Consider the following 24,517-nt stretch of genomic DNA (forward strand, 5'->3'; position numbering starts at 1 on the left):
CTCCGACGCGGACGTCGCCTCCGACGCCGCCGTCGACTCCGACGCGGACGTCGACTCCGATGCCGACCTCGATGCAGACTCCGACGCCGACGCCCCGGCAGGGGCCGCGTCTGACGGGAGGGACGAGTAATGCCCATCGGACCAGCACGCATGCCGCTCGCCGACCACCTCGGCGAGCTCAGGCGACGCCTCACCATCATCGTGGTGTCGCTCATCATCACGGCGGTCGTCCTCTACAACGCAACGCCCGTCCTCATCGACTTCATGATGGACCCCATTCGCTCCGCGCTCCCTCACGGGACCAAGCTCACGGTCCTCTCCGTCCTCGGCGGCTTCACCATCCGCTTCAAGATCGCCATGTTCTTCGCGGGCATCGTCTGCTCGCCGATCATCATCTGGGAAATCATGGCCTTCTTCCTCCCCGCGCTCAAGAAGAACGAGCGCAAGTGGGTCGTCCCCACGGTCGCGGCCATGGTCGCCCTGTTCTACCTCGGCATGATCTTCTGCTACCTCGTGATCCAGAAAGCCGCCATCGGCTGGATGGTCGAGCAGACCAGCGACTTCGCGAGCGTGATTGCAAACGCGGAGGACTACCTCAACATCATGATGCTGCTCGAGATCGGCTTCGGCATCGCGTTCCAGCTGCCGCTCGTGATCTTCTACCTCTCGGTGCTGCACCTCGTGCCGTACAAGACGTTCCGCGCCCAGTGGCGCTACATCTACGTCGGCCTCATGGTCCTCTCCGCCATCGTCACGCCCGACGCCTCGCCCGTCACCATGATCCTCATGTTCGCAGCCCTCATCGCCCTGTACGAGGTCGCCCTCGGCATCGCGCGCTACGTGATCATCGCGCGCGACGGCAAGGAGGCGCTCAAGTGGTCGCGCGAGGAGTACGAGGACCACAAGTACGAGGAGGAGCTGTCAAAGTCCTAGGGGCCACCGGTCTGGTAAAGTGGCGGACCTCTAGTATTTGATGCAATCCACCGACTCACGGGCGCCGCAAGGCGCCCTTCGGGTATAACGGCAAGACGCGGCCGGGCGCCAGGGCGCAGTGCCGCGCGAACGAACACGACGGCCTACGGGGGATGGATTTGAGGCTTGTAGTAACCGAGAAGAACGACGCTGCCCAGCAGATAGCCCGCCTGCTCTGCACGGTGGGCAAGCCCAAGGCAGACAAGGTGTACGACACCCCGGTCTACCGCTTCAAGCACGACGGGGAGGACTGGGTCACCATCGGCCTGCGCGGCCACATCATGGCGCCGGACTTCCCCAACGAGCTCCACTACAGCAAGAAGGACGGCTGGTGGGCCGTCTCGCAGGAGGGCGAGGTCATGCCCGCCCATCTGCCGGACTCCCTCGCCAAGCCGCCCTACGAGTCCAAGCGCAAGCCCTTCCTCGCGGACGGCGTGGACATCAAGGGCTGGCGCCCGCTCAGCCTGCCGTACCTCGTCTGGGCCCCCATCGAGAAGCTCCCTGCCGAGAAGGGCATCATCCGTGCCCTCAAGAACCTCGCCAAGAAGGCGGACTCCATCGTGATCGGCACGGACTTCGACCGCGAGGGAGAGCTCATCGGCTCCGACGCCCTGCGCCAGATGCGCGAGGTCGCGCCGGACACGCCCGTCTCGAGGGCACGCTACTCCGCCTTCACCAAGGCCGAGATCGACCATGCCTTCGCGAACCTCGTGGACCTCGACCAGGACCTGGCCGACGCCGGCGAGTCCCGCCAGTACATCGACCTCATCTGGGGCGCCGTGCTCACGCGCTACCTCACCACCGCGCGCCGCGGCGGCCTGGGCAACGTCCGCTCCGCGGGCCGCGTGCAGACGCCCACGCTCGCCCTCGTGGTCCAGAAGGAGCGCGAGCGCGACGCGTTCGTACCGGAGGACTACTGGGTCATCTCGGGCACGATGGCGCCCGCGGGCGACAAGGACGAGGCCGACAGCTTCAAGGTGACGCACGCCACGGCGCGCTTCAAGGACAGGCAGAAGGCCGACCTCGCGTGGTCCCACCTCAAGGACGCCAAGGTCGCGACCGTCACCAACATCGAGCGCAAGAGCCGCACCACCAAGCCGCCCGCGCCGTTCAACACCACGTCGCTGCAGACCGCGGCGGCGGGGGAGGGCATCAGCCCGGCGCGCACCATGCGCCTGGCGGAGTCGCTCTATATGGACGGCCTCATCTCGTACCCGCGCGTCGACAACACGGTGTATCCCAAGTCGCTTGACCTGCGCGAGTGCGTGCAGACGCTCGCGGCCGTGCCAAACTACCGGGCGGTGTGCAACGACCTTCTCGCCCAGCCAAAGCTCGTGGCGGCGCGCGGCAAGCAGGAGACGACGGACCACCCGCCCATCTATCCCACCGCGGCGGCAGACCCCGACAGGCTCGACGGAGCGGCGTGGAAGCTCTACAACCTCATCGCGCGGCGCTTCCTGGCGACGCTCTCGGAGCCGTCCGTGAGCGAGAGCACCAAGTTCAGCTTCGAGGCCGAGGGCGAGCCGCTCACGGCGTCGGGCACGGTGCTCGTGAAGCCCGGGTTCCGCCGGATCTACCCGTTCGGCCTGCGCAAGGACGAGCAGCTGCCCGCGCTCGAGGTGGGTGACGCCTGCGACGTGCTTACCATGAACCTCGACGCCAAGCAGACGGAGCCGCCCGCGCGCTACAGCCAGGGCCGCCTCATCCAGGAGATGGAGAAGCGCAACCTGGGCACCAAGTCCACGCGCGCGAGCATCATCCAGCGCCTGTACGACGTGAAGTACCTGCGCAACGACCCCGTGGAGCCCAGCCAGCTGGGCATCGCCGTGATCGAGGCGCTCACCAAGTACGCGCCGCACATCACGAGCCCGGACATGACGGCCGAGCTCGAGCAGGACATGACCGAGGTGGCGGAGGGCGAGGAGACCCAGCGCGAGGTCGTGGACCACTCCCGCGCCCTCCTCGCGAGCATGGTGGGGCCGCTCATCGAGCACCAGAAGGACCTGGGCGAGGCCATCGCGGACGCCGTCACGGCGGACGCCAAGGTGGGCGTGTGCCCCAAGTGCGGCAAGGACCTGGTGCTCAAGACGTCCGCCAAGAACCACTCCAACTTCATAGGCTGCATGGGCTGGCCCGACTGCGACGTGACCTACCCCGTGCCCAAGGGCCGCATCCAGGCCATCGAGGGCGAGAAGGGCGTGTGCCCCGTGTGCCACGCCCCGCGCGTGAGGGTGCACCCCTTCAGGCAGCGGCCCTACGAGCTGTGCGTGAACCCCGCCTGCCCCACCAACCGCGAGCCCGACGTGATCGTGGGCGAGTGCGCCGCGTGCAAGGCGGCCGGCCGCCACGGCGACCTGGTGGCGCACAAGAGCGAGCGCACCGGCAAGCGCTTCATACGCTGCACCAACTACGACGAGTGCGGCACGAGCTACCCGCTCCCGCAGCGCGGCGAGCTGCACGCCACGGGCGAGGTCTGCCCGGACTGCGGCGCGCCCATCGTGGAGGTGGTGACACAGCGCGGCCCGTGGCGCCTCTGCGTCAACATGGACTGTCCCGCCAAGCAGAAGAAGGCCGAGGCCAAGGGCCGCGGCGCGTCCAAGTCCGGCACCAAGGCCACCAAGTCGGGCACCAAGGCAACCAAGTCGGGCACAAAGTCCACCGCCAAGCGCAAGACGGCCGCCAAGTCGACGACCCGCAAGACGGCCGCCAAGTCCACCGCCAAGCGTGCGACCAAGGCAAGCGCCAAGGACGCGGAGTAGGTGGCGGCCATGACGGCAGACGCGGCAGCGCACGCGCCCGCGGGGCGCGGGGGCACGTTCCTCTCGCTCGAGGGCGTGGACGGCTGTGGCAAGTCCACGCAGGCCCGCGCCCTGGCGGAGCGCCTCCGTGCGGCCGGGCTCGACGTGGTGAGCGTGCGCGAGCCGGGTGGCACCGCGGTGGGCGAGAAGATCAGGGGCATCCTGCTCGACCCCGCCAACGGGGCCATGTGCGACGAGTGCGAGCTCCTGCTGTACGAGGCCTCGCGCGCGCAGCTCGTGCGCGAGGTGGTCGAGCCCGCCCTGGCGCGCGGCGCCGTGGTGGTGTGCGACCGCTACCTGGACTCCACGTTTGCCTACCAGGCCGGCGGCCGTGGGCTCTCCGCCGAGCTCGTGCGCAGCTGCAACGCCCTGGGCTCGTGCGGCGTCCTGCCCGACCGCACGCTCGTGCTCGACCTTCCCGCGCGCGAGGCGCTGGGCCGTGCCGTGGGCGCGTCCGGCGGCGCGGACCGGATCGAGGCCGCGGGCCTGGCCTTCCAGCAGCGCGTGCGCGACGCCTACCTGCGGCTTGCGGATGAGGATCCCGCCCGTGTGCGCGTGGTGGACGCCTCTGGCACGCCTGACGAGGTGGCCAGACGCGTGGACGAGGCCCTGGCGGGGCTGGGGCTTCCCGTGGGCGAGGGGGTGCGCCGTGGGTAGCGCGTCCAAGCCCAAGCCGGCCGCGGCCGCCATGCCCGTGCCCAAGGTGCTGGAGGGACTCTCCTCGCAGCCCAGGGTGCAGGAGTTCCTTGCCGCCGCCATAGACGAGGGGCGGCTGAGCCACGCGTACCTCTTTGTGGGGGCGCCGGGCTCCGGCATGCTCGAGGCCGCGTACGCCGTGGCACAGGCCGCCGTGTGCCCCAACGGGGGCGACGGCAGCTGCGACGAGTGCATCCGCGTGGCACACCACACCCATCCCGACGTGCGCTACCTCAGCCCGCAGAGCGTCACGGGCTACCTGGTGTCGCAGGTGCGCGAGCTGACGGAGGACGTCTCGCGCGCGCCCATCCGCGCGCATGCGAAGGTCTACATTCTGGACAACGCGGGACTCCTGCGCGGCGCCGCGGCAAACGCGCTGCTCAAGACCCTCGAGGAGCCGCCCGCGGGCGTCATGTTCATCCTAATCGCGCGGTCCGTGGCCTCGGTCATGCCCACCATCGTGTCGCGCTGCCAGCAGATTCCCTTCGCCATCGTGTCGCCCGACGCGGCGCAGCGCGCGGTCGAGCGGATCTCCGGCATCGGTGGTGCGGAGGCGCGCATCGCCCTTGCGGTCACGCACACGCCCAAGGGCGCGGCGGAGTTCCTGGCGAGCCCGGGCCGGCGCGAGGCGCGACGGCTCGTGGTGCGCACGCTGGGCGAGCTCGCCCGCGATGACAGCTGGGACGTGCTCCGCTCCGCCAAGGCCATCGTGGAGGCCGCACGCGCGCCGCTGGCAGACCTCAAGAGCGAGCAGGAGGCTGCGCTGGGAGAGAGCGCGGACTACCTGGGCAGGTCCGCCATGAAGCAGCTTGAGGACGCCAACAAGCGCGAACTCACCGCTCGGGAGCGTTCGGGTATGATGGAGGCACTCGCCGCGGCGGAGTCCCTGCTGAGGGACGTGCTGCTGCGCTGCGAGGGCGTCCCAGAGGCGATAACCAACGAGGATGCCGCGGACATCGTGGACCGCCTGGCCGCGCACGCCACGACCGAGGGGGTCGTGCGCGCGCTCGAGGCGGTGCGCCACGCGGCCGATGACATCCTTCACAACGTCACACCCCAGCTGGCCCTCGAGGTCATGCTGCTTTCCGTCAAGGAGGCACTTTAATGCCCACCGTACTCTCGGTGAAGTTCAAGTATGCCGCCCATGACCTGTGGTTCGACCCGGCAAAGTCGGGCGCGCAGGAGGGCGACCACGTCATATGCGCCACGGAGCGCGGCCAGGAGATCGGCCTCGCCACGATGGACCCCATGGAGGTCAGCAAGGAGCACCTCCGCGAGGTCATAGGCGAGTCCGGAAGGCTCCAGCCCGTCATCCGCGTGGCGGGCGAGAAGGACCTCGACCGGGCCGAGATGCTCGCGGACCGCGGGGACGAGGCCTTCCCCACGTTCAAGCGGCTCGCCCACGAGTCCGGGCTCGACATGAAGCCCGTGGGCGTGGAGTACCTGTTTGGCGGCGGCAAGGTCGTCTGCTACTTCTCGGCCGAGGACCGCGTCGACTTCAGGCAGCTCGTGCGCGACCTCTCGCGCGAGCTGCACGAGCGCGTGGACATGCGCCAGATCGGCGTGCGCGAGGAGGCTGCGATCGTGGGCGGCTTCGGCCACTGCGGCCAGGAGCTGTGCTGCACGCGCTTTGGCAGGCGCTTCGAGCCGGTCTCGATCCGCATGGCCAAGGAGCAGGACCTGCCCCTCAACTCGTCCAAGATCTCCGGCGCGTGCGGCCGCCTCATGTGCTGCCTGCGCTACGAGTTCGAGGCCTACCGCGACTTCAAGAGCCGCGCGCCCAAGCGCAACGCCGTGATCGAGACGCCGCTCGGCAAGGCCAAGATCGTGGAGTACGACACCCCCAAGGAGCAGATCTGCCTCAGGCTCGAGAACGGCAAGCAGATCAGGGTGCCCCTGGCGGACATGGAGGCCTCGCCCGCGGCGCACAAGAAGAGCGAGGAGCTGGGCTGTGCCTGCCGCCCCGACACCGTGACCCGCTCCGCGCTCGAGAAGCTGCAGTCACCCGAGGTGCAGATGGCCCTGGCGGAGCTCGACCGCAAGTCGGGCAAGGTCCCGGCGGAGACCTTTGACGACTCGGACATCTTCGTGGAGACCAAGCCCCGCCGCCGTCGCCGCGGCGCGGGCCAGCCCGCCCAGCAGGCGTCTGGGACGAACGGCGCCGCGCGGGCCGAGGACGCCGGTCGCAAGCCCCGTCCCAAGCACGCGCGTCCCGCGTCCGCTCCCGGGGACGAGGCGGCGCAGGAGGGCACGCCCCGCCGCCGTCGCCGCAAGAAGGCGGAGGCCGAGGACGCCCAGACGGGTGCCCCCACGCCGCGCGGCGAGCGTCGTTCTGGGGAGAAGAACGCGTCCGACCAGCCCCGCAACGGCGGGATGCACCGCAGGCGCCATCACCACAACGCCGGCGACGGCCAGGCTCAGGACGCGGGCGCACAGGCCGGCGGCTCCCAGCGCCAGAAGCGCGGCCCCAAGCCCGAGGGCGCGTCTGGCAAGGGCTCCGGCACCGCGCAGAAGCAGGGTGCGAGGCGCCGTCGCCGTCCGGGCGACCACGGCGGCCAGGCCGCGGGCGCGCCGGGAGCCGGAGCGGGTGCCGGCGGCAACGGTGACAGCGGTCCGACCGACGCCCAGGGCGAAGGCAGGCCGCGCCGTCGCCGTCGCCATCGCGGCAGCGGCGGTAACGGCGGAGCCAGCGGCAACGGCGGCAACGGCAACGGCAGCAAGCCGGGCGGCTCGCCATCCGCCTCGGAATAGCCGTCTGACCAGGTAGGATCCATGGCCCCCAGCGCGCCTCGCTACGTCGCGCGCCGGGGGCCGAATCGTCTGCCGAGGGGGTTGCGGCCCGCCGTCTGCGTCCTTCTCGCCGTTCGAAAATTAGCACAGGTGTTCGAGTTTTTCTTCTTGCCCACATCGACCTGCGCTTACATCCGCGACCGTCCGCGCGGCACCGCGTGCGCGCCGAATTAATGTCCTCCGCCACTTCCAAACTACGAACAGATGTTCTTAAATGGAAGCCGACGGAGGAGGAGCGTTGGACACATCTCGCATCATATTGCACTGCGACATGAACGCCTTCTATGCGAGCGTCGAGCAGGCCGAGCGACCGGAGCTGAGGAGCCTCCCGCTCATCGTGGGCGGCAACGAGGAGCTGCGCCACGGGATCGTGCTCACGGCGAGCTACGAGGCAAAGCGACGTGGCGTCAAGACCGCGATGGCGCTCTGGCAGGCGCGCCAGGTCTGCCCTGACGCCGTGATCGTGCCCCCGCGCTACGAGCTGTACCGCCGCTACTCGCATGCCGCGCGGCGCATCTACTACGACTACACGGACCTCGTCGAGCCGTTCGGTCCGGACGAGGCCTGGCTCGACCTCACGGGGTCCATCCATCTCTGGGACGGGGACGTCCGCGCGGTGGCAGCCAGCATCGCGTCGCGCGTCAAGCACGAGCTGGGCATAACCTGCTCCATCGGCTACTCGTGGAACAAGATATTCGCCAAGTTCGGGAGCGACCACGACAAGCCGGACGGCTACATGGAGGTGCTCCCGGACAACGCGACCGAACTCGTGTGGAAGGCGCCCGTGGGCGACCTTCTCTACGTGGGACCGGCCACGGAGCACAAGCTCAACCACCTGGGCATCATGACCATCGGCCAGCTCGCCCGGGCGGACAGTGCGCTCATACGCCGCCTTCTGGGCAAGCCGGGGCTCGTGGTCCAGGCGTTCGCCCAGGGCAGGGACGCGAGCCCGGTACGGCCGCTCGACCTCGCCGTCACGGACATCGACCATGAGGTCAAGAGCGTCGGCAACGGCATAACTTGCCCGTTCGACGTGGAGGACGCGCACACCGCGAGGCAGGTCGTCTGGCTCATGGGGGAGTCCGTGGCCCAGCGCCTGCGCCAGCTGGGGCTGGCGGCGCGGACGGTCTCCGCCACGGGGCGCGACTTCCGCACCCTGGCGTGCCATGGCAGGCAGGCCCCGCTCGCACGGCCCAGCAACATCACGGGCGAGATCTGCTCGCTCGCGGCAAGCCTCCTGTGCTCGGACTGGGACTTCAGGTACGAGAAGATCAGGGCGATCGGTGTCCGCGCGTCCAACCTCGTGCCAGCGACGGGGCCCGTGCAGCTCGACCTCGAGGGGATAGAGGCCGGTCGCCTGAGGCGCCGTGCCCTCGACGAGTCCATAGACGAGCTCAGGCACCGCTTCGGCAACCATGCGGTGCGTCGCGCGTCCGAGCTGACGGACCCCCGCCTCTCGGGGCTCGATCCCGAGCGCGACCACTTCACGCATCCGGTCTCCTACTTCGCGTGAGGTGACCTGCGTTGGATGGCATCGTGGAGAGGAAGAAGCACTACGTGGAGGTCATCTCCAAGACCGACGCGGAGGGCAAGACGCGGCCCCTGGTGGTCGTGTGGGACGACGGCACGCGCTACGACATAGACCGCGTGCTCGACTGCAGGCAGGCACACTCGCTCAGGACGGGAGGGACGGGCATGCGCTACACCGTGAGGATAGGGGGAAGGAGCACCTACCTCTACTTCGAGGGACCCCGTTGGTTCGTGGAGGCAAAGGTTCCCCCAACGTACCCCGGCTAGCGCCGCCGACGGGCGGTCGGTGGCGTATGGGCGAGAAAAGCTTACTGTCAAATTTGTGTCCCGAAGAGCGGGTATACTCGAACCAAAGCGGTTACCAGCGGGGATGGAGGTCAGATGGCTGAAAGGGCGTTGCACGGGGTGAACCTCAGCGGTTGGCTCACGCTCGAGCCATGGGTGTCCCCCGTCCTGTTTGCGGATTCCGGCGCGTTGGACGAGGAGAGCCTCGTCACCTCGCTCGGCAAGACCCACTACCGCGACCTCGTGCGTGAGCACCGCGCGAACTTCGTCAAGCAGGCGGACTTCACGCACATCGCCGCACGCGGCTTCAACGCCGTGCGCCTCCCGGTCCCCTGGTACGTCTTCGGGGACGACGGGCCGGACGCCGGCCCCTTCCTGGGCTGCATCGCCCAGGTGGACAAGGCGTTCGACTGGGCGGATGACATCAACCTCAGCCTCGTGCTCGTGCTGGACATCGCGCCCGGAGCGGCGAGTGACCAGACGTCGCTCGTACGCAACCACAGCGACTTCGGCCATTACCGCAACGACATGATCGCCGTCCTCGGCATGCTCGCCAAGCGCTATGCCACGCGCGTGTCGTTCGCCGGCATCGAGGTCGCGGACTCGCCCGTAGCCCAGGTCCGTCACGGCCTCACGCTCACGGATGGCGTGCCCATCCACCGGCTCCGCAACTACTATCGCGACGCGTACGACGCCATCCGCCGCGAGGCTGGCGACGACCTGCGCGTCATCATTCCCGCTGCGCACGAGCCTGCCTCGTGGCGCCACTTCATGGCGCACGACCGCTACAAGAACGTCTGGCTCGACTGCCATCTCTACCACTACACGGACGACGTGAAGACCGCAGGGCCCGCCGGCGTCCGCGCGCTGGTCAACAAGTCCCAGAAGTCCCTTCGCGCCGCGCGCAGGAGCGGCCTCCCCGTCATGGTCGGCAAGTGGTCGGCGGCGCTGCCGTTCGCGGACTCCATGACGACGCCGGAGGGTCGCATCGCGCTCGAGCGCGTCTACATCTCCGAGCAGCTCGCCGCGTTCCGCGACTGCGCGGGCTGGTTCTACCAGACGTGGAAGACGGACGGCAAGCTCTCGAGCTGGGACGCGCGCATCTCGCTCGCGTCCTTCGAGCGAAGGATGCTCTCGTGACGGCGGCCGAGGGGGCGGGCGTGCTCTCGGTGGTCGGCACGCCCATCGGCAACCTCGATGACGCCTCGCCACGCGTGCTCCAGACGCTCAGGTCATCCGACCTGCTGCTCTGCGAGGACACGCGCGTCACGAGCAAGCTCCTCGCGCGCTTCGGCATCCACGTCCCGCTGCAGCGTGCGGACGAGAACGTCCTGGGCGAGAAGATCGAGCCCACGCTCTCGCGCCTCGAGGCGGGGGAGCGCGTCTCCTTCGTGTCGGACGCGGGCATGCCGGGCGTGTCCGACCCCGGCCAGAGGCTCGTGGACGCCGCGCTCGACAGGGGCATCAGGGTCGAGGTCATCCCTGGTCCGTCGGCTGCCATCTGCGCGCTCGTCGCGTCGGGGCTTCCCATGGAGCACTTCTTCTTCGAGGGCTTCCTGCCCCGCAGGGCGGGTGCCATGTGCGAGCGCCTGGAGGAGCTCGCCCCCATTCCCGGAGCGCTCGTCGTGTACGAGTCGCCGCATCGCGCGGCGCAGACGCTCGGGCGCATCGCGGAGGTGTTCCCGGAGCGCCAGGTCGCACTCGTGCGCGAGCTCACGAAGCTGCACGAGGAGTGCGTGCGCGGCTCCTCGGCCGAGCTCGCGGCCGCCATTGCCGCCCGCGAGGACCTGCGGGGCGAGTGCGTGATCATCATAGGCGCGCCCACGCAGGAGGAGCTCGACCGGCGCCGCCAGGCGTCGCGCTCCGGCGCGGCCACGATCGAGGAGGCCATACGCCAGGGGCTCGAGGCGGGGGAGCCCAAGACGAGGCTCGCCAAGCGCGTTGCCAAGGACTTCTCGCTCAGCAAGGCCCAGGCGTACGACGCCATCCTGCGCCAGCAGGGGGAGTAGCGTCCGATCCCGCATCCCGTGCCCACCCTAGGGTGGAGCAGATGTGCGACCGCATGGCCCGCGGCCCCGGATGCCACGTCTGAGTTACAATTGCCCATTGTCAGCGCCGCACTAACGTTTCGCGGCGCCAAAGCCATCCATTCCGTCATGAGGAGACCCACGCCATGGCAGACAAGCCCTCGTTCTTCATAACAACGCCCATCTACTACGTCAACGCCAAGCCCCACCTGGGGACCGCCTACTCCACGATCCTGTGCGACGTGCAGGCACGCTACCGCCGTGCCAAGGGCTACGACGTCAAGTTCCTCACGGGCATGGACGAGCATGGCGAGAAGGTCGAGGAGGCCGCACACGAGCACGGCATGGAGCCGCAGGAGTGGTGCGACAGCCAGGCGCCGTTCTTCAAGGACCTCTGGAAGACGCTCGAGATCTCGAACGACGACTTCATCCGCACCACGGAGCCGCGCCAGACCCGTGCGGTCCAGTACCTGTGGGAGCGCATGAAGGAGTCCGGCTACATCTACAAGGGCTCCTACGACGGCTGGTACTGCGTGCCCGAGGAGACCTACTTCACGGAGACCCAGGTCGCGCACGCGGACGAGGAGCGCCACACCGAGGGACAGCACCTCTGCCCCGACTGCGGCCGCCCGTTGGAGCGCGTGCAGGAGGAGTCCTGGTTCTTCAAGCTCTCCGCCTTCCAGGACAGGCTGCTCAAGCTCTACGACGAGCACCCCGACTTCGTCATGCCCTCCTTCCGCATGAACGAGGTGCGCACCTTCGTCGAGGGCGGCCTGCAGGACCTCTCGGTCAGCCGCACCAGCTTCGACTGGGGCATCAAGCTGCCGTTTGACGAGAAGCACGTCACCTACGTCTGGTTCGACGCCCTCCTCAACTACATGACCGCGGTCGGCTACGGCGACCCGAGCGAGGCCGCCCAGAAGGAGCTCGCCTACCGCTGGCCCGCGCAGTTCCACGTCGTCGGCAAGGACATCATCCGCTTCCACTGCGTGATCTGGCCCGCCATGCTCATGGCGATCAAGGAGGCCCTGCCCGAGCACGTCTTCGCGCACGGCTTCCTCATGGTGAGGAACGAGGAGACCGGCCAGGGCGAGAAGATGTCCAAGTCCCGCGGCAACGCGATCGCGCCGCAGGAGGTCATCGACCTGCTGGGCGTCGAGGGCTACCGCTACTACTTCATGACGGACGTGACCCCCGGCGAGGACGGCGCCATAAGCTTCAGCCGCATGGAGCAGGTCTACAACGCCGACCTCGCGAACAGCTGGGGCAACCTGGTGTCCCGTGCCCTCAACATGAGCGCCAAGTACTTCGACGGCAAGAGCCCGCTCGTGCCCGAGGGCTGGGCGGACGAGAAGAACCCCCTGCACGACGTGGCGGATGGCATCGAGCAGCGCTACAGCGAGCACATGGACAAGATCGAGTACGTCCAGGCAAAGGACGTCGTGATGGAGCTCGTCCACGCCGCCAACCACTACATCGAGGACTCCGAGCCCTGGAACGTCGCGAAGGACCCCGCCCGCGAGGGCGAGCTCGTCCGCATCATCCTCAACCTGCTCGAGTCGATCCGCATCAGCGCGCACCTGCTTGCGCCCTTCATGCCCAAGACCTCCGCGGAGGCCCTCGCGCGCATGAGCCACGGCGACGAGGCCGAGTGCGACGACCTTGTCGCTGCCTGCGCCTGGGGCCAGCTCAAGGGCGGCCTCCCCGTCACCAAGGGCGACGCGCTCTTCCCGCGCCTCGCCAAGAAGTAGCGGCCATGGCGCAGGCGCCCAGCTCCTGGCTCGCCAACCCCACGCAGACGCGTTCGGTCCTGGACGAGTTCGGGCTCTACACAAAGCACCGCCTCGGGCAGAACTTCCTGGTCAACGACTCGGTCATCACGCGCATCCTCGACCTCGCCGAGCTGGGCGAGAAGGACGTGGTCTTTGAGGTCGGACCCGGCATCGGGACCCTGACCGTGGCGCTGCTGCGCCACGCCGGGGCCGTGTGCTCCGTCGAGGCCGACCGGACGCTCGCGCCCGTTCTGGGGGAGACCTGCTCCCGCGACTCCGAGCGCTTCGCCCTCCTGATGGGCGACGCGCTCAAGGTCGACGCGCCGCGCCTGCGCGAGGCCGTCGACGCGCTCGGGATCGAGGGGCTCGACCCCAGCCCCACCATGCTCGTCTCGAACCTGCCCTACCAGGTCGCGGCCACGATCATCCTCCAGACGTTCGAGCGGATGCCCTCCGTCCGCCGCGCCGTCGTGATGGTGCAGGCGGAGGTCGCGGACAGGATCTCCGCGCGACCCGGCGGCAGGACCTACGGCGCCTACACGGCCAAGCTCTCGCTCTACGGCCGCGTCACCGGCCGCTTCGAGGTGTCGCCCGGCAACTTCATGCCGCCTCCCCACGTCGACTCCGCGGTCGTGCGCATCGACCGCGAGCTGGCACTCGACCCACAGACGGGTGCCCCCCTGACGGAGGCCCAGCTCGCCCATGCCAGGAGCGTGATCGACGCCGCCTTCGCGCAGCGTCGCAAGACCATCAGGAACTCCATGTCGTCCTCGGGCTTCTCCAAGCAGGCGCTCGATGCGGCCTTCGAATCCACGGGCATCGCGCCCACCACGCGCGCGGAGAAGCTCGGCACGACGGACTTCATCCGCCTCGCGGCCGCGCTCCCCACGGGAGGCGAGGGCTGATGCCGCAGGAGATCCTGGGCATGGACGCCCTCACGCTCGAGGACGGCGAGCTCTTCCACGACCGCAAGGGCCGTCCCAAGCCCCTCCCCGTGCCGCTCGCGCCCATCGCGGACTCGCACGGTCACCTCACGAGCTTCCACAAGCATGACGCGTCCGTCGCCATCTGCCGCGCGGCGCTCGCCGGGGTGCGCCTGCTGGTGGTCCCCGTCGACCCGGTCGACGAGATCCCGCGCAAGTTCCCCACGGCACAGGCGATGCTTTCCTGGCTGGACGAGCAGGTGGAGCGCGCCGCCCAGCGCCTGGACGAGTGCGCGGAGCACGGCCTCGTGCCGCCCGCGTTCCCCGCGGACGTGCCCGCGCTCGTGGACAACGTGCGCATCGTCGCCGGAGCCCACCCCTACGGCGCGGCCGAGCTCACGGCCGAGGCGCTGGCCAGGCTCGACGTCCTTCTCGACAGCCCGCGCTGCGTGGGCGTGGGCGAGATCGGCCTCGACTTCGGCCCCTACAACGAGCTGCCCGCGGACGTGCAGGAGCAGGCGTTTCGCGCGCAGCTGAGGATCGCGCACGAGCGCGACCTGCCCGTCGAGCTGCACATCCGCGACAACCCCGAGGACGAGAAGAACTCGGCGCACGTGCTCGCGGCCAGGGTCCTGTCCCAGGAGGGCCTCCCCGCCCGCGGCTGCGACCTGCACTGCTTCACGCAGGGGCCCGACGTGATGGCGCCTTTCGTGGAGCTTGGGTGCCACATCGCCTTTGGCGGCGCCATGACCTTCAACCGCTCGGACGACATCCGCGAGTCGGCGGCCATCTGCCCCGAGCGGCTCCTGCTGACGGAGACCGACGCCCCCTACATGGCGCCCGTCCCGCTGCGCGGCGAGGAGTGCGAGCCGGCCATGGTCGCGCTCACGGTGAGCCGCCTGGCGGACGTCCGCGCCGAGGCGGGCCACTCGCGCCAGGCCACGTACGACGCCTGCTGGAGAAACGCGAACGAGCTGCTCGCCCACCGTCCGTAGCGGCGCCCCGGCGGCGCCGAAAGCGCGCCTTTTCCCACGTCAGGCCATGGACTGCGCGTCCGCAGGGTGCTATCATGAAGCCACACCGCGACCCCCCGCGCCTAGCGCCGGAGGGTCGTGTGCGTTTTGGGATACCAAGACTTTTGCGCGGAGGCCGCGGAGGGCATCCAGGAGCTCCTGTGGCCTACGCGTTGCGTGGGCTGCGACATGCCCGGGGAGCTTCTGTGCGGGGACTGTCGCAGCCGGATGCCGTGGATCGAGCAGCGGTGGGCGTGCCCCGTGTGCGGCGCGCCGTTTGGATGGCTCACCTGCACGGAGTGCAAGCGCGACTGGGAGCTGGCCACCACCGTGTGCTGCCTGCCGTTCTCTGGCGTGGCGGCGCGCATGATTACCTGCTACAAGGACGAGGGGGAGCGGCGCATGGCGCCCGTGATCGCGGCGGCCATGCTGACCTCGCTCGAGGAGGCCTCCGCCTGGCCCCGCGCGGACGGGCGGCCGCGCTTCGACGCGGCGGCGCTCGACGGCGTGTGCTTCGTCCCCGCCACGGCCGAGGCCTACGCCCGCCGCGGGTTCGACCACATGGAGCGCGTGGCCGCGCACTTCTCGGCCGCCGCGGGGTTACCGCTCGTGGACGTGCTGGCCAGGCGCTCCGCGCGGGACCAGCGCGAGCTTGGGCGAAGCGAGCGCGCGCTCAACCTGGCGGGATCGGTGGACGTGGTGGACGACGTGCGGGGCCTCAACCTGCTGCTCCTGGACGACGTGATCACCACGGGCGCGACGGCGCGCGAGGCCGCTCGGGCGCTCCTGCGGCGCGGCGCGGGGGAGGTGAGCGCATGCGCATTGGCCCGTGTGTGGTAGTTCTGGACCGCCGACGTGCGTAAATACAACGAGAATTGGTATACTCGGGACGTTCCATCCAGGTCTGTGGTTGCGGGGCCAGTCCCCTAGTCCATGGCAGACGAGGCCAAAGGGATCCACGTAAGCTCGGGCGTGCGCGGCCGAGCGAGCATGGCTCGTCCTAGAAGCAAGTCGCACCGCCCGCCACATTTGGGGCATCCGGCCCCACGGGCGAGAGGGCCAACAGTGGGGGGCCGAGCAGCCCCGAAGCGACGGCCCCGGTGCGCGAGTGTGGGGTCAAATACCAGGTCAGCTGGGTGGGACGCCTGGACCACGACGGAACGCGAGGTAGCACGATGAGAAGAGCAGACGCACGAGCCATCAGCCGCAGGACCTTCTGCACCACGGCGGCGGCGTCGCTTGCGGTGCTGCTCGCGGGGTGCTCCAACCCGCTCTCGCAGCTGGGCGGCACGCAGGCGAGCGTGGCCGAGTCACTCGCCAAGAAGACGGCGGCGCTGTCCCCCAAGGTCACGAACACGGTCGAGAAGAACTACCTCACGGTGGGCATCGACCCGGACTCCGAAGGTGCGCCGCTCTTTGTGGAGGCGTCGGGCAAGGCGTACGGAATCGACGTGGACGTGGCGGAGGCGCTTGCGGACGAGCTGGGGCTCAAGGTCCGCTTCGTGAAGGTGAGCTCCGACTCGGCAAAGCTTGGCAGCTCGTGCGACGTGGTGATGGGTGCCTCCAAGGGCGACGTGAGCGGCTCGAGCGTCGTGGGCAACTACGTGCAGACGGCGTCCGCGTTCTTCCACAACGGGAGCACGGGCGTGGCCAAGGTGGAGGACCTCTCGTCCAAGACCGTGGGCGTGCAGGCGGCGTCCGTGTCGCAGACCGCGCTCGGCAAGACGGGCCTCACGATGACCGTCAAGAGCTACGACGACCTGAACTCCGCCTTTGCGGCGCTCACGTCCGGCAAGGTGGACTACGTGCTTTGCGACGCCTACTGTGGCTTCTACCTGCAGGAAAGCTATCCCGAGGCGAGCTTTGCGGGCACGCTCGACGCCCCGGTTGAGCGCGGCGTGGCCGTTTCGAGCGACAACGCGGAGCTGTCCAAGGCCCTGACGAGCGCCCTCACGAAGATCGACGGCAACGGCGTGATGGCCCTCATACGCAAGCGCTGGGTCAACGGCCAGAAGAACCTGGACTCGAGCACGCAGGTGCAGAACGTCCCGGCGGGAACGATGGACACGGCGGACGGGACGACGGCGTCCGTGGGCGCCGGCGGGCTGACGACCGGCTCCAACGCCGCGAGCATCTAGCGCCGGAGGGCGAGGCGACGCGTTCTTCTCGCCTGCGTCCAGAGCTTTTCCCAATCTTTACGGAAACGTACCGACTGTCGAATATGACACGCGATCGTCGGCACCATTGGGTATTAATAGGGTACGCAAGTGCTCCAAAGAGCAGAAGACGCGATAGTGGGAGGCACTGATGGCTGATATCAAGATTTCCGGGCGCAAGGTCTCCGTGTCCGACTCCATGCGGGAACACGTGAACGAGAAGGTTGGCGACGCGCTCAAGGTATTCGATATCAAGCCCATGAGCTGCGACGTGGTGCTGCGCGTTGACAAGAACCCGTCGAACCCCGACCGCAAGATGTGCGAGGTCACGGTCTTCGTGCGCGACTACGTGGTGCGCGTGGAGGCGAGCAGCTCCGACATGTACGCGGCCATCGACGAGGCGGCCGAGAAGGTCACCCGCCAGCTCCGCAAGTACAAGACCCGCGTGATCGACAAGAAGCAGCGCGCGGTCATCTCGGAGCCCGAGCACGTGAAGGACCTGGCGGACCTGATCGAGCCGACCCCGGAGGAGCCCGAGGACGACGACGTGCTGGTTCGCGAGAAGTACATCGACCTCAAGCCGATGACCGAGGAGCAGGCGCTTGTGCAGACCGACCTGCTCGGACACGACTTCTACGTGTTTGAAAATGCTGCGACCGGGCTGGTGAACGTTATCTACCACCGTCATAATGGAGGATACGGAATCATCAAGCCGCGCCTCGAGTCCGAGGACGCGTAACGCTTAGCGAGGTCATAAGCTGATGGATCAGAAGCAGGGTTCTTCCACCAACGCCTCTGACGTGCCGGCCGGCGTCCAAAGCGCCGGCCGCGCGTATCATCAAAGGCGAAACGTCAGGATCATCGTGGACTCCACGTCGGACTTCGCGCCCGGCGTGGTTGAGCAGCTTGGGGTCGAGGTCATCCCGTTCTCGTACGTGGGGCCCGACGGCGAGCACGTGGACGACATGTGGCGCACCAGCGACCCGCACGAGTTCTACGAGTACATGCGCAAGCACCCGGACGTGCACTTCAAGACCGCGGCGGTCACGCCGGGCAAGTACTACGAGTTCTTCAAGCGCGCGGCCGAGGAGGGCACGCCCACTATGTACATGGGCCTGTCCGAGGGACTCTCCTCATCCATCAACGCGGCGCGCCAGGCGGCCGAGATGGTGAAGAAGGAGTATCCCGACTTCGAGATCTACGTGCTGGACAACAAGTGCGACTCCGCCGCGGGCGAGCTGCTGGCCATCGAGGTGGTGCGCCAGGCGGCAAACGGGCTCTCCGCCAAGGAGCTGTACGACTGGGCCTGCGACGCGCGCTACTTCGTGCACGGCTACTTCACGCTTGACAGCTTCGACGCGCTGGCGGCGGGCGGGCGCATTCCCCCCGCGGCGGCCAACGTGGGCGGCAAGCTCGACATCAAGCCCGAGCTGTCCTATGACACCAACGGCGCCCTCACGCTGCGCGGCATGTGCCGCGGCCGCAAGAAGGCCCTGCGCGCGATCTTGCAGGACTTCCGCGACAACTACGCCCACGACACGACGCTCCCGCTCGCGATCGTGAGCACGGACGCCCAGAAGGACGCGGACTGGCTCGAGAAGGAGGTCCGCAAGGAGAAGGGCTGCGAGGACGTGGCGATCATCCACAGCACCGTGTCGCCCATCCTGGGCAGCCACGTGGGCCCCGGCATGGTGGCCCTGGTGTTCTGGGGCACGGACCGCAGGGAGAAGATGTCCCTTACGGACAGGATCGCCCGCAAGGTGAGGAAGGGCGGCGCGGGCGCCTAGCCCGGCCGCGTCTCGAAGGGATTTACATGGCATTCGTTCGCGTTCGCAAGGTGGCGCTCGTGGGCACCGGCATCATGGGTGCCCCGATCGCCCGTCACATTCTTGACGCCGGCTTTGACCTGACGGTCCACAACAGGACCAAGGAGAAGGCCGACCCCCTGGTGGAGGCGGGCGCCCATTGGGCCGACACCCCCGCCGCCGCGGCAAGGGACGCGGACGTGATCCTGACCATGGTGGGCTACCCCAACGACGTGGAGGACGTCTACCTGGGCAAGGACGGCATCCTGGACGCCGCGCCCAAGGGCGCCTGGATGGTCGACCTCACCACGAGCTCGCCCACGCTCGCGCGCGAGCTGCACGACGCCGCCGAGGTCGTGAACAAGCACGCCGTGGACTGCCCAGTGACGGGCGGCCAGCAGGGTGCCGAGGACGGCACGCTCACGCTCATGATGGGGGCCACCGAGGTGGATGCCAAGGTCCTTCTCCCCGTGCTGAACACCTTTGCGGGGAGCATCCACTACCTGGGCAGGCCGGGCGACGGCCAGACCTGCAAGCTCTGCAACCAGGTGTCGCTCGCGTCGTGCATGGTGGGCTATGCGGACGCGCTCGCGCTGGCGCGCCAGTCCGGGCTCGACCTCGACCAGGTGGTCGACGTGCTGAGCCAGGGCATGGGCGACTCGGCCGCGCTGGAGAAGCTGGCGCCCAAGTCCGTGGTGGGCGACTACCGCCCCGGCTTCCTGAGCGAGCACATGCGCAAGGACATCGGCCTCGCGCTCAGGGACGCGGAGGACGTGGGCGTGGACCTGCCCGGCGCGGACACGGCGTTCAACCTGTACGACGTGCTGTGCCAGATCGGCGGCTCCAAGCTGGGCACGCAGGCGATCACCCTCCTGTACCAGGACGAGGGCGAGGCCACGGCGGCCGGGCTCGACTGGTCGCTCCTGGACGCGGATGACGGCGGCTACGTGGACAAGGACGCCTCGGGCGAGAAGGACGCGCCCTCCCGTGCCGCAGCCGCGCCGGGACGCGGCAAGCGCGTGCAGCTCGTGAGCCACACGCGCACGGCGAGCCAGAACGGGGAGGCATAGCTTGGGCGGCAACGGAGCCTTCGCGCTCGCAATCGTGGCCGTGATGCTGTTCCTGCTCGGCATCATCATCGGCGTGCGCATCGGCAGCGAGCTCGCCAAGGGCTGCGTCACCAAGCGCGAGTACTGGATGGCCAATTTCAAGATCCTGGGCGTGGGCGTGCTCGTGTCCGCGCTCATCGGCCTCACGGGCCTCACGCTGGTCGCGGGCATCCCCATAGGCGCGATGGCCGGCGCCATCGCTTCGCTCAAGATGGACTTTGGCGAGAGCGTGGGCCCGTGGAAGTTTCACGACAAGGCCTTTAGGGTAAATAAGGACCAGCTGCGTCGCGCGCAGGACGGCAGCCATGCCGAGGCCGTGCGTCGCGCCAAGAGGGACGGCACCCCCATGCCCGAGGTCATCAGCGTCGCGGACGACTCCCCCCAGGGGAGCCCCGACAAGGCGAAGGGGGCGCCGCGCAAGCGTTCGAAAGGCAAGTGATACATGAGTGAATCCAGCCAGAGCTCTCTGGCAGTTCTTATAGACTACGAGAACCTCGCGCTTGGAACCGGCAAGCGCAAGAAGAACGGGCACCAGGAGCCGGGCCCCAGGCCTGACGTGAAGCGCATCCTGGAGCGCCTGGTAGACAAGGGTCGCATCACCGCAAAGCGGGCGTACTGCGACTGGCAGCGCTTCGAGGACGCCATAACGCCCCTGCACGAGCTGGGCATCGAGCTGATCGAGATCCCGGACCGCGCGTACACGGGCAAGAACTCCGCGGACATCAGGCTCTCGGTCGACGCGATGGAGATGTGCCTCACGAAGGACCACATCGACACGTTCGCCATCCTGTCCGGCGACTCGGACTTCTCGCCCCTCGTGACCAAGCTGAAGGAGTTTGGCAAGACGGTCATCGGCGTGGGCATGAAGCAGTCCACGAGCCCGCTTCTGGCCGAGGTGTGCGACGAGTTCCTGTTCTACGAGGACATCGTGCACACGAGCGGCGTGCCCGACTTCGCGTCGCGCGTGGCGCCCGAGAAGCACCCCTGCTACCAGCTCCTGTTCGAGACCATCGACGCACTGCAGGCGGAAAGCGACAGCGCCATCCTGGCGTCGCGCCTCAAGGACACCATGAAGCGCAAGCGCCCGCAGTTCTCGGAGCGCAGCTACGGCTACCGGTCGTTCTCCACGCTGCTGCGCGAGGCCTCCAAGCTGGGCTTTATCGACATTCATCAGGACAGCAAGAGCGGGACCGTCATGGTCGACGGGTTCCGCGAGTAGCGCGTAGGAAGGAAGGCCGCCATGGCAGAGGATAGCAAGACCGCGGACGAGAAGAGCCTGGAGCTGCTTGTGAGCCAGCTCGGGGGGCCGCGTCGCCGCGGCAGGCAGGAGGCCTCCAAGATCGTGGCCGCCATCGCGAAGGCGAGCCCCGAGGCCGTGCTGCCCTACGTGAGCGACCTGGTGGACGCCCTCGAGCGCCCGGAGGCGCAGACCCGCTGGCAGGTGCTCGAGGCCCTCACCTCGATCGCGACCGTGGACGCGGACGCGACGGAGGGCGCCCTCGAGGGCGCGGAGTCGTCCCTGTTCGACGAGGACTCCGCCATCGTGAGGCTCGCGGCCTTCAAGTTCCTCGCGGAGGTGGGCAGCCACTCCGCGCGCCTTTCCGAGTCCGTGTGGCCGCTGCTGGCCGAGTCCGTGCAGTGCTACCACGGCGACCCCGAGTACCACGACATGCTGGTGGCCCTGGGCGAGTTCGCGCGCGGCACGATATCCGACAAGGTGCGCGATGCGCTGGTCGAGCGCGTGTCGTTCGACGCCAAGAACGGTCGCGACTATGTCAAGCGCCTCTCGCAGGAGATCATCGACGCCGCGACGGAGAAGTAGCCGCACCCGCGGCGTGGCGGCCGGTAGGGGGCACGTTCTTCTCCCATAAGGTCGCCTTCATGTTTTGACAGAGCGTGTGGCCTGGGTGGCGAACGCGGGCATCGCAGGGTGCCCGCGCGCGTTTTGTAGTAGAGTCAAGTGGTTTCGTCGTCAGGGCCATGCGGCCCCACGGTTTCTGGAGGTATGAGCATGGAGTCCACTCCCAAGGACGCTAAGGACGAGAAGGACGAGGTCGAGAAGACCGCAGAGTCCGACAAGAAGGCCGACAAGGCTGGCGAGAAGAACGACAAGTCCGACAAGAAGGCTGCCAAGAAGGCCGCAAAGTCGACCAAGAAGGCCGCTCCCAAGGCCAAGAAGCCGCTTCCCAAGTTCGTGGTGCCGCTGGTGTGCGCCATCGTCGCGCTCGCCGTCGGCCTGGGCATCGGCTACTTCGCGTTTGGCGGGGCCGCGTCTTCCGGCAGCGGTGCCGTGAGCGGCAAGACCACCGTCTCCAAGAGCGACCTCGACGCCACGATGGCCACCTACACCTACAAGGGCAAGACCTACAAGGTCACCGTGCGCGACGTCATCAACAGCACGTCCTCGCTCAGCGCGCAGAAGCAGAGCGACGGCACGTACAAGATCCCGTCCACGGACGGCGTCCTGTCCTACGCGCGCTCCCAGATCATCGAGCAGGCCGCCAAGGAGAAGGGCCTCACCGTCTCCTCCAAGGAGATGAAGTCCTACGCCGAGTCCACGCTGGGCTCCAGCGACTACGCCACCATCGCCTCCAACTACGGCATGAGCGAGTCCACGGTCAAGGCGCTCGTGAAGCAGTCCGCCCTCATGCAGAAGCTGCGCAACAAGGTCGTCAAGACCAAGTCCGTCAGCGCCCCCACGGCGCCCACGGCTCCCTCCGACGGCAACACCCAGACCGCAAGCGCGGACTACGCCAAGTACATCATCAATCTCGCCGGCGACGAGTGGGATGCCTCCAAGGGCACCTGGACCGGCAAGGGCGGCACCTACGAGACCGCTCTGAAGAGCTACACCATCACCTCCACCTCCGCCACGTACGAGGCCGCGCAGGCTGCCTACTACGTCGCGTACCAGGAGTACTCCACCAACCAGACCAAGATCACGACCGAGTGGACCAACTACGTCAACAAGCTGCTCTGCAACGCCAAGGTGAACATGGTCTCCCTGGTCGCCTAAGGGCGGCACACCCACAACGCCCACCGCGGGCGAGAAGGACATGAGCCATCCTCGCGAGGGCCTCGGAAGTTCCGGGGCCCTCGTTCCGTATGCCGCGGGCGTGCCCGAGGCAGCGCCGACCGAGGCGGCGGTTTTTCTCGTTCGGGGGTCGTGCCATAATCGTTGGCAGACCTTACGGGGGAGGTGGCCATGCGCGTCATAGTGAGCGAGTGCCTGCGCGGCACCGCGTGCCGGTACGACGGGGGAGCGAAGCCCAACGCCGCCGTGCGCGAGCTGTGCGGCAAGGTGGACGTGGTGGGCGTGTGCCCGGAATCCGCCAGCGGGCTGCCCGTTCCGCGCCCGCCCGCGGAGCAGCGCGACGGCCGCGTGATGCTGCGCGACGGCACGGACGTGACGGACGACTTTGCGCGCGGCGCGCGGATCTCCCTCGACAAGGTGCACGCACATCCCGCGCCGCTTGCGATTCTGAAGGCGAAGAGCCCCTCCTGCGGCGTGGGAGTCATCTACGATGGAACGTATACGGGAAAGCTGACCCAGGGCACGGGCGTGTTTGCGCGCCTCTTGGAGGAAGAAGGTATCTGCGTGGTTACCGAAGACGTCGTCGAAAGCTGCAGGCCGTCCGTCGAGCATCCGGTCGCGATCGTGCTGGGGTCGGGGCTCGGCCACCTGGCGCAGCTCGTGAAGCCCGTCCGCCGCATCGACTATCACGAGATCGAGGGCTTCCCCAAGGAGGCGCGCCCCATTAGCGGCCACAAGTTCGAGGCGACCATCGGCAGCATCGACGGCGTGCCTGTGGTCGTGTACCCCGGTCGCGTGCACCTGTACCAGGGCTACAGCGCCGCGGAGGTCACCTCTCTGGTGCGCCATGCCCACCACCTGGGCTGCCGCGACATCATCTTCGCGTGCGCGACCGGCTGCATCCCCGGCAACGCGCACAAGGGCCTGGGCATCCTGACGGACCAGATCAACCTCACAGGCAGGAACCCGCTCGCTGAGTGGGACCACGTGCGCGAGCTTGACACGCCCTTTGTGGGCATGGCTGACGCCTACACGCCGTACCTGCGCACGCTGGCGCGCGGCGTGGCGGACGATGCCGGCATCACGGTGGAGGAGGGCGTCTATGCGGGCATGCTTGGACCCACCTTCGAGACCCCGGCGGAGGTCGCCATGCTCAAGGGCCTGGGCGTGAGCTACGTGGGCATGTCCACGGTGTGCGAGGTCATTATGGCGCACGCGCTGGGCATGAACGTGCTCGGCCTGACGCTTGCCGCCAATGAGTCCGGCGATTCCACCGTCACGCACGAGAGCGTGCTGGAGGAGGCCGACCGTCACGCGGACGACTTCGAGCGCCTGGTCAGGGGTGTCCTGCACCTGCTGTAGAAAACGAATGGTCCCCTTGCCATCGGTTTGGAAGTCTCTGGGCGGGGGTATCATGTACCCAACGGCAAGCCTTCGATGTGGGCTAGGCGACGCCGTTATTGCTTACGCCGGTAGTTGCCGCTACCGGCGCGTTTTTTGACGCCTCCTTCGAGCTTTGGACCTGGGCTTGACGACTTTGCTGAGCAGCCCGACCACTGCGGTGGCCAGATTGACGAGCGCAATCACAAGTTCCATAGGCTGTACCT

22 protein-coding genes are annotated in these 24,517 nt (G+C 68.2%); all 22 read left to right on the forward strand.

Annotation, left to right across the window (positions count from 1 at the left end; all coding sequences use genetic code 11):
• Positions 1-129: 129 nt before the first annotated feature.
• The 22 genes from tatC to ACI38Z_RS00350 all read left to right on the forward strand — a co-directional run bounded on the left by tatC (position 130) and on the right by ACI38Z_RS00350 (position 24,272).
• Positions 130-933, forward strand: a complete 804-nt coding sequence (tatC, locus tag ACI38Z_RS00245) for a twin-arginine translocase subunit TatC (protein ID WP_439788184.1) — start codon at positions 130-132, stop codon at positions 931-933.
• Between the two features lie 158 nt (positions 934-1,091).
• Positions 1,092-3,731, forward strand: a complete 2,640-nt coding sequence (locus ACI38Z_RS00250) for a DNA topoisomerase I (protein ID WP_439788185.1) — start codon at positions 1,092-1,094, stop codon at positions 3,729-3,731.
• A 9-nt stretch (positions 3,732-3,740) separates the two neighbouring features.
• Positions 3,741-4,427, forward strand: coding sequence for a dTMP kinase (gene tmk, locus ACI38Z_RS00255; RefSeq protein WP_439788186.1), 687 nt, complete (start codon positions 3,741-3,743; stop codon positions 4,425-4,427).
• A gap of 31 nt (positions 4,428-4,458) precedes the next feature.
• Positions 4,459-5,571, forward strand: a complete 1,113-nt coding sequence (locus ACI38Z_RS00260; RefSeq protein WP_439788205.1) for an ATP-binding protein — start codon at positions 4,459-4,461, stop codon at positions 5,569-5,571.
• Positions 5,571-7,217 carry a regulatory iron-sulfur-containing complex subunit RicT gene (ricT, locus tag ACI38Z_RS00265; protein ID WP_439788187.1) on the forward strand — a complete coding sequence of 549 codons (1,647 nt, stop codon included), beginning with the start codon at positions 5,571-5,573 and terminating at the stop codon, positions 7,215-7,217. The genes ACI38Z_RS00260 and ricT overlap by 1 nt, the downstream gene beginning before the upstream one ends.
• Before the next feature lie 277 nt (positions 7,218-7,494).
• Positions 7,495-8,769 carry a DinB/UmuC family translesion DNA polymerase gene (locus ACI38Z_RS00270; protein WP_439788188.1) on the forward strand — a complete coding sequence of 425 codons (1,275 nt, stop codon included), beginning with the start codon at positions 7,495-7,497 and terminating at the stop codon, positions 8,767-8,769.
• A 23-nt stretch (positions 8,770-8,792) separates the two neighbouring features.
• Entirely contained in the window at positions 8,793-9,053 is a 261-nt protein-coding gene (locus ACI38Z_RS00275) for a hypothetical protein (protein ID WP_439788189.1), read from the forward strand.
• A gap of 114 nt (positions 9,054-9,167) precedes the next feature.
• Positions 9,168-10,211 (forward strand): glycoside hydrolase family 5 protein, encoded by a 1,044-nt coding sequence (locus ACI38Z_RS00280; protein ID WP_439788190.1) that lies wholly within the window; start codon positions 9,168-9,170, stop codon positions 10,209-10,211.
• Positions 10,208-11,080, forward strand: coding sequence for a 16S rRNA (cytidine(1402)-2'-O)-methyltransferase (gene rsmI, locus ACI38Z_RS00285; RefSeq protein WP_439788191.1), 873 nt, complete (start codon positions 10,208-10,210; stop codon positions 11,078-11,080). Before ACI38Z_RS00280 ends, rsmI begins: the two co-directional genes overlap by 4 nt.
• Positions 11,081-11,244: 164 nt before the next feature.
• Positions 11,245-12,849, forward strand: a complete 1,605-nt coding sequence (gene metG / locus ACI38Z_RS00290) for a methionine--tRNA ligase (RefSeq protein ID WP_439788192.1) — start codon at positions 11,245-11,247, stop codon at positions 12,847-12,849.
• 5 nt (positions 12,850-12,854) lie between these two features.
• Positions 12,855-13,775 (forward strand): 16S rRNA (adenine(1518)-N(6)/adenine(1519)-N(6))-dimethyltransferase RsmA, encoded by a 921-nt coding sequence (rsmA, locus tag ACI38Z_RS00295; protein ID WP_439788193.1) that lies wholly within the window; start codon positions 12,855-12,857, stop codon positions 13,773-13,775.
• Positions 13,775-14,788, forward strand: coding sequence for a TatD family hydrolase (locus ACI38Z_RS00300; protein ID WP_439788194.1), 1,014 nt, complete (start codon positions 13,775-13,777; stop codon positions 14,786-14,788). Before rsmA ends, ACI38Z_RS00300 begins: the two co-directional genes overlap by 1 nt.
• Positions 14,789-14,905: 117 nt before the next feature.
• The gene (locus ACI38Z_RS00305) at positions 14,906-15,646 is read left to right on the forward strand and encodes a ComF family protein (RefSeq protein WP_439788195.1); all 741 of its coding nucleotides are present in this window, start codon (positions 14,906-14,908) and stop codon (positions 15,644-15,646) included.
• Between the two features lie 335 nt (positions 15,647-15,981).
• Positions 15,982-16,944, forward strand: a complete 963-nt coding sequence (locus ACI38Z_RS00310; RefSeq protein WP_439788196.1) for a substrate-binding periplasmic protein — start codon at positions 15,982-15,984, stop codon at positions 16,942-16,944.
• 169 nt (positions 16,945-17,113) lie between these two features.
• Positions 17,114-17,701 carry a ribosome hibernation-promoting factor, HPF/YfiA family gene (hpf, locus tag ACI38Z_RS00315; RefSeq protein WP_439788197.1) on the forward strand — a complete coding sequence of 196 codons (588 nt, stop codon included), beginning with the start codon at positions 17,114-17,116 and terminating at the stop codon, positions 17,699-17,701.
• A 22-nt stretch (positions 17,702-17,723) separates the two neighbouring features.
• Complete coding sequence (locus ACI38Z_RS00320; protein WP_439788198.1) at positions 17,724-18,749, forward strand: DegV family protein; 1,026 nt, start codon at positions 17,724-17,726, stop codon at positions 18,747-18,749.
• Between the two features lie 26 nt (positions 18,750-18,775).
• Complete coding sequence (locus tag ACI38Z_RS00325) at positions 18,776-19,837, forward strand: NAD(P)-dependent oxidoreductase (RefSeq protein WP_439788199.1); 1,062 nt, start codon at positions 18,776-18,778, stop codon at positions 19,835-19,837.
• 1 nt (position 19,838) lies between these two features.
• A complete protein-coding gene (locus ACI38Z_RS00330) occupies positions 19,839-20,315 on the forward strand; it encodes a hypothetical protein (RefSeq protein ID WP_439788200.1) in 477 nt (158 codons plus the stop codon).
• A 3-nt stretch (positions 20,316-20,318) separates the two neighbouring features.
• Complete coding sequence (locus tag ACI38Z_RS00335) at positions 20,319-21,095, forward strand: NYN domain-containing protein (RefSeq protein ID WP_439788201.1); 777 nt, start codon at positions 20,319-20,321, stop codon at positions 21,093-21,095.
• Between the two features lie 21 nt (positions 21,096-21,116).
• Positions 21,117-21,698, forward strand: coding sequence for a hypothetical protein (locus tag ACI38Z_RS00340; protein ID WP_439788202.1), 582 nt, complete (start codon positions 21,117-21,119; stop codon positions 21,696-21,698).
• A 189-nt stretch (positions 21,699-21,887) separates the two neighbouring features.
• Positions 21,888-22,892, forward strand: coding sequence for a hypothetical protein (locus tag ACI38Z_RS00345; protein WP_439788203.1), 1,005 nt, complete (start codon positions 21,888-21,890; stop codon positions 22,890-22,892).
• Positions 22,893-23,081: 189 nt separating this feature from the next.
• Positions 23,082-24,272, forward strand: a complete 1,191-nt coding sequence (locus ACI38Z_RS00350) for a purine-nucleoside phosphorylase (protein WP_439788204.1) — start codon at positions 23,082-23,084, stop codon at positions 24,270-24,272.
• The last annotated feature ends 245 nt before the right edge of the window (positions 24,273-24,517 follow it).

The organism is Parafannyhessea sp., assembly GCF_051876455.1.
Taxonomy (GTDB): Bacteria; Actinomycetota; Coriobacteriia; order Coriobacteriales; family Atopobiaceae; genus Parafannyhessea.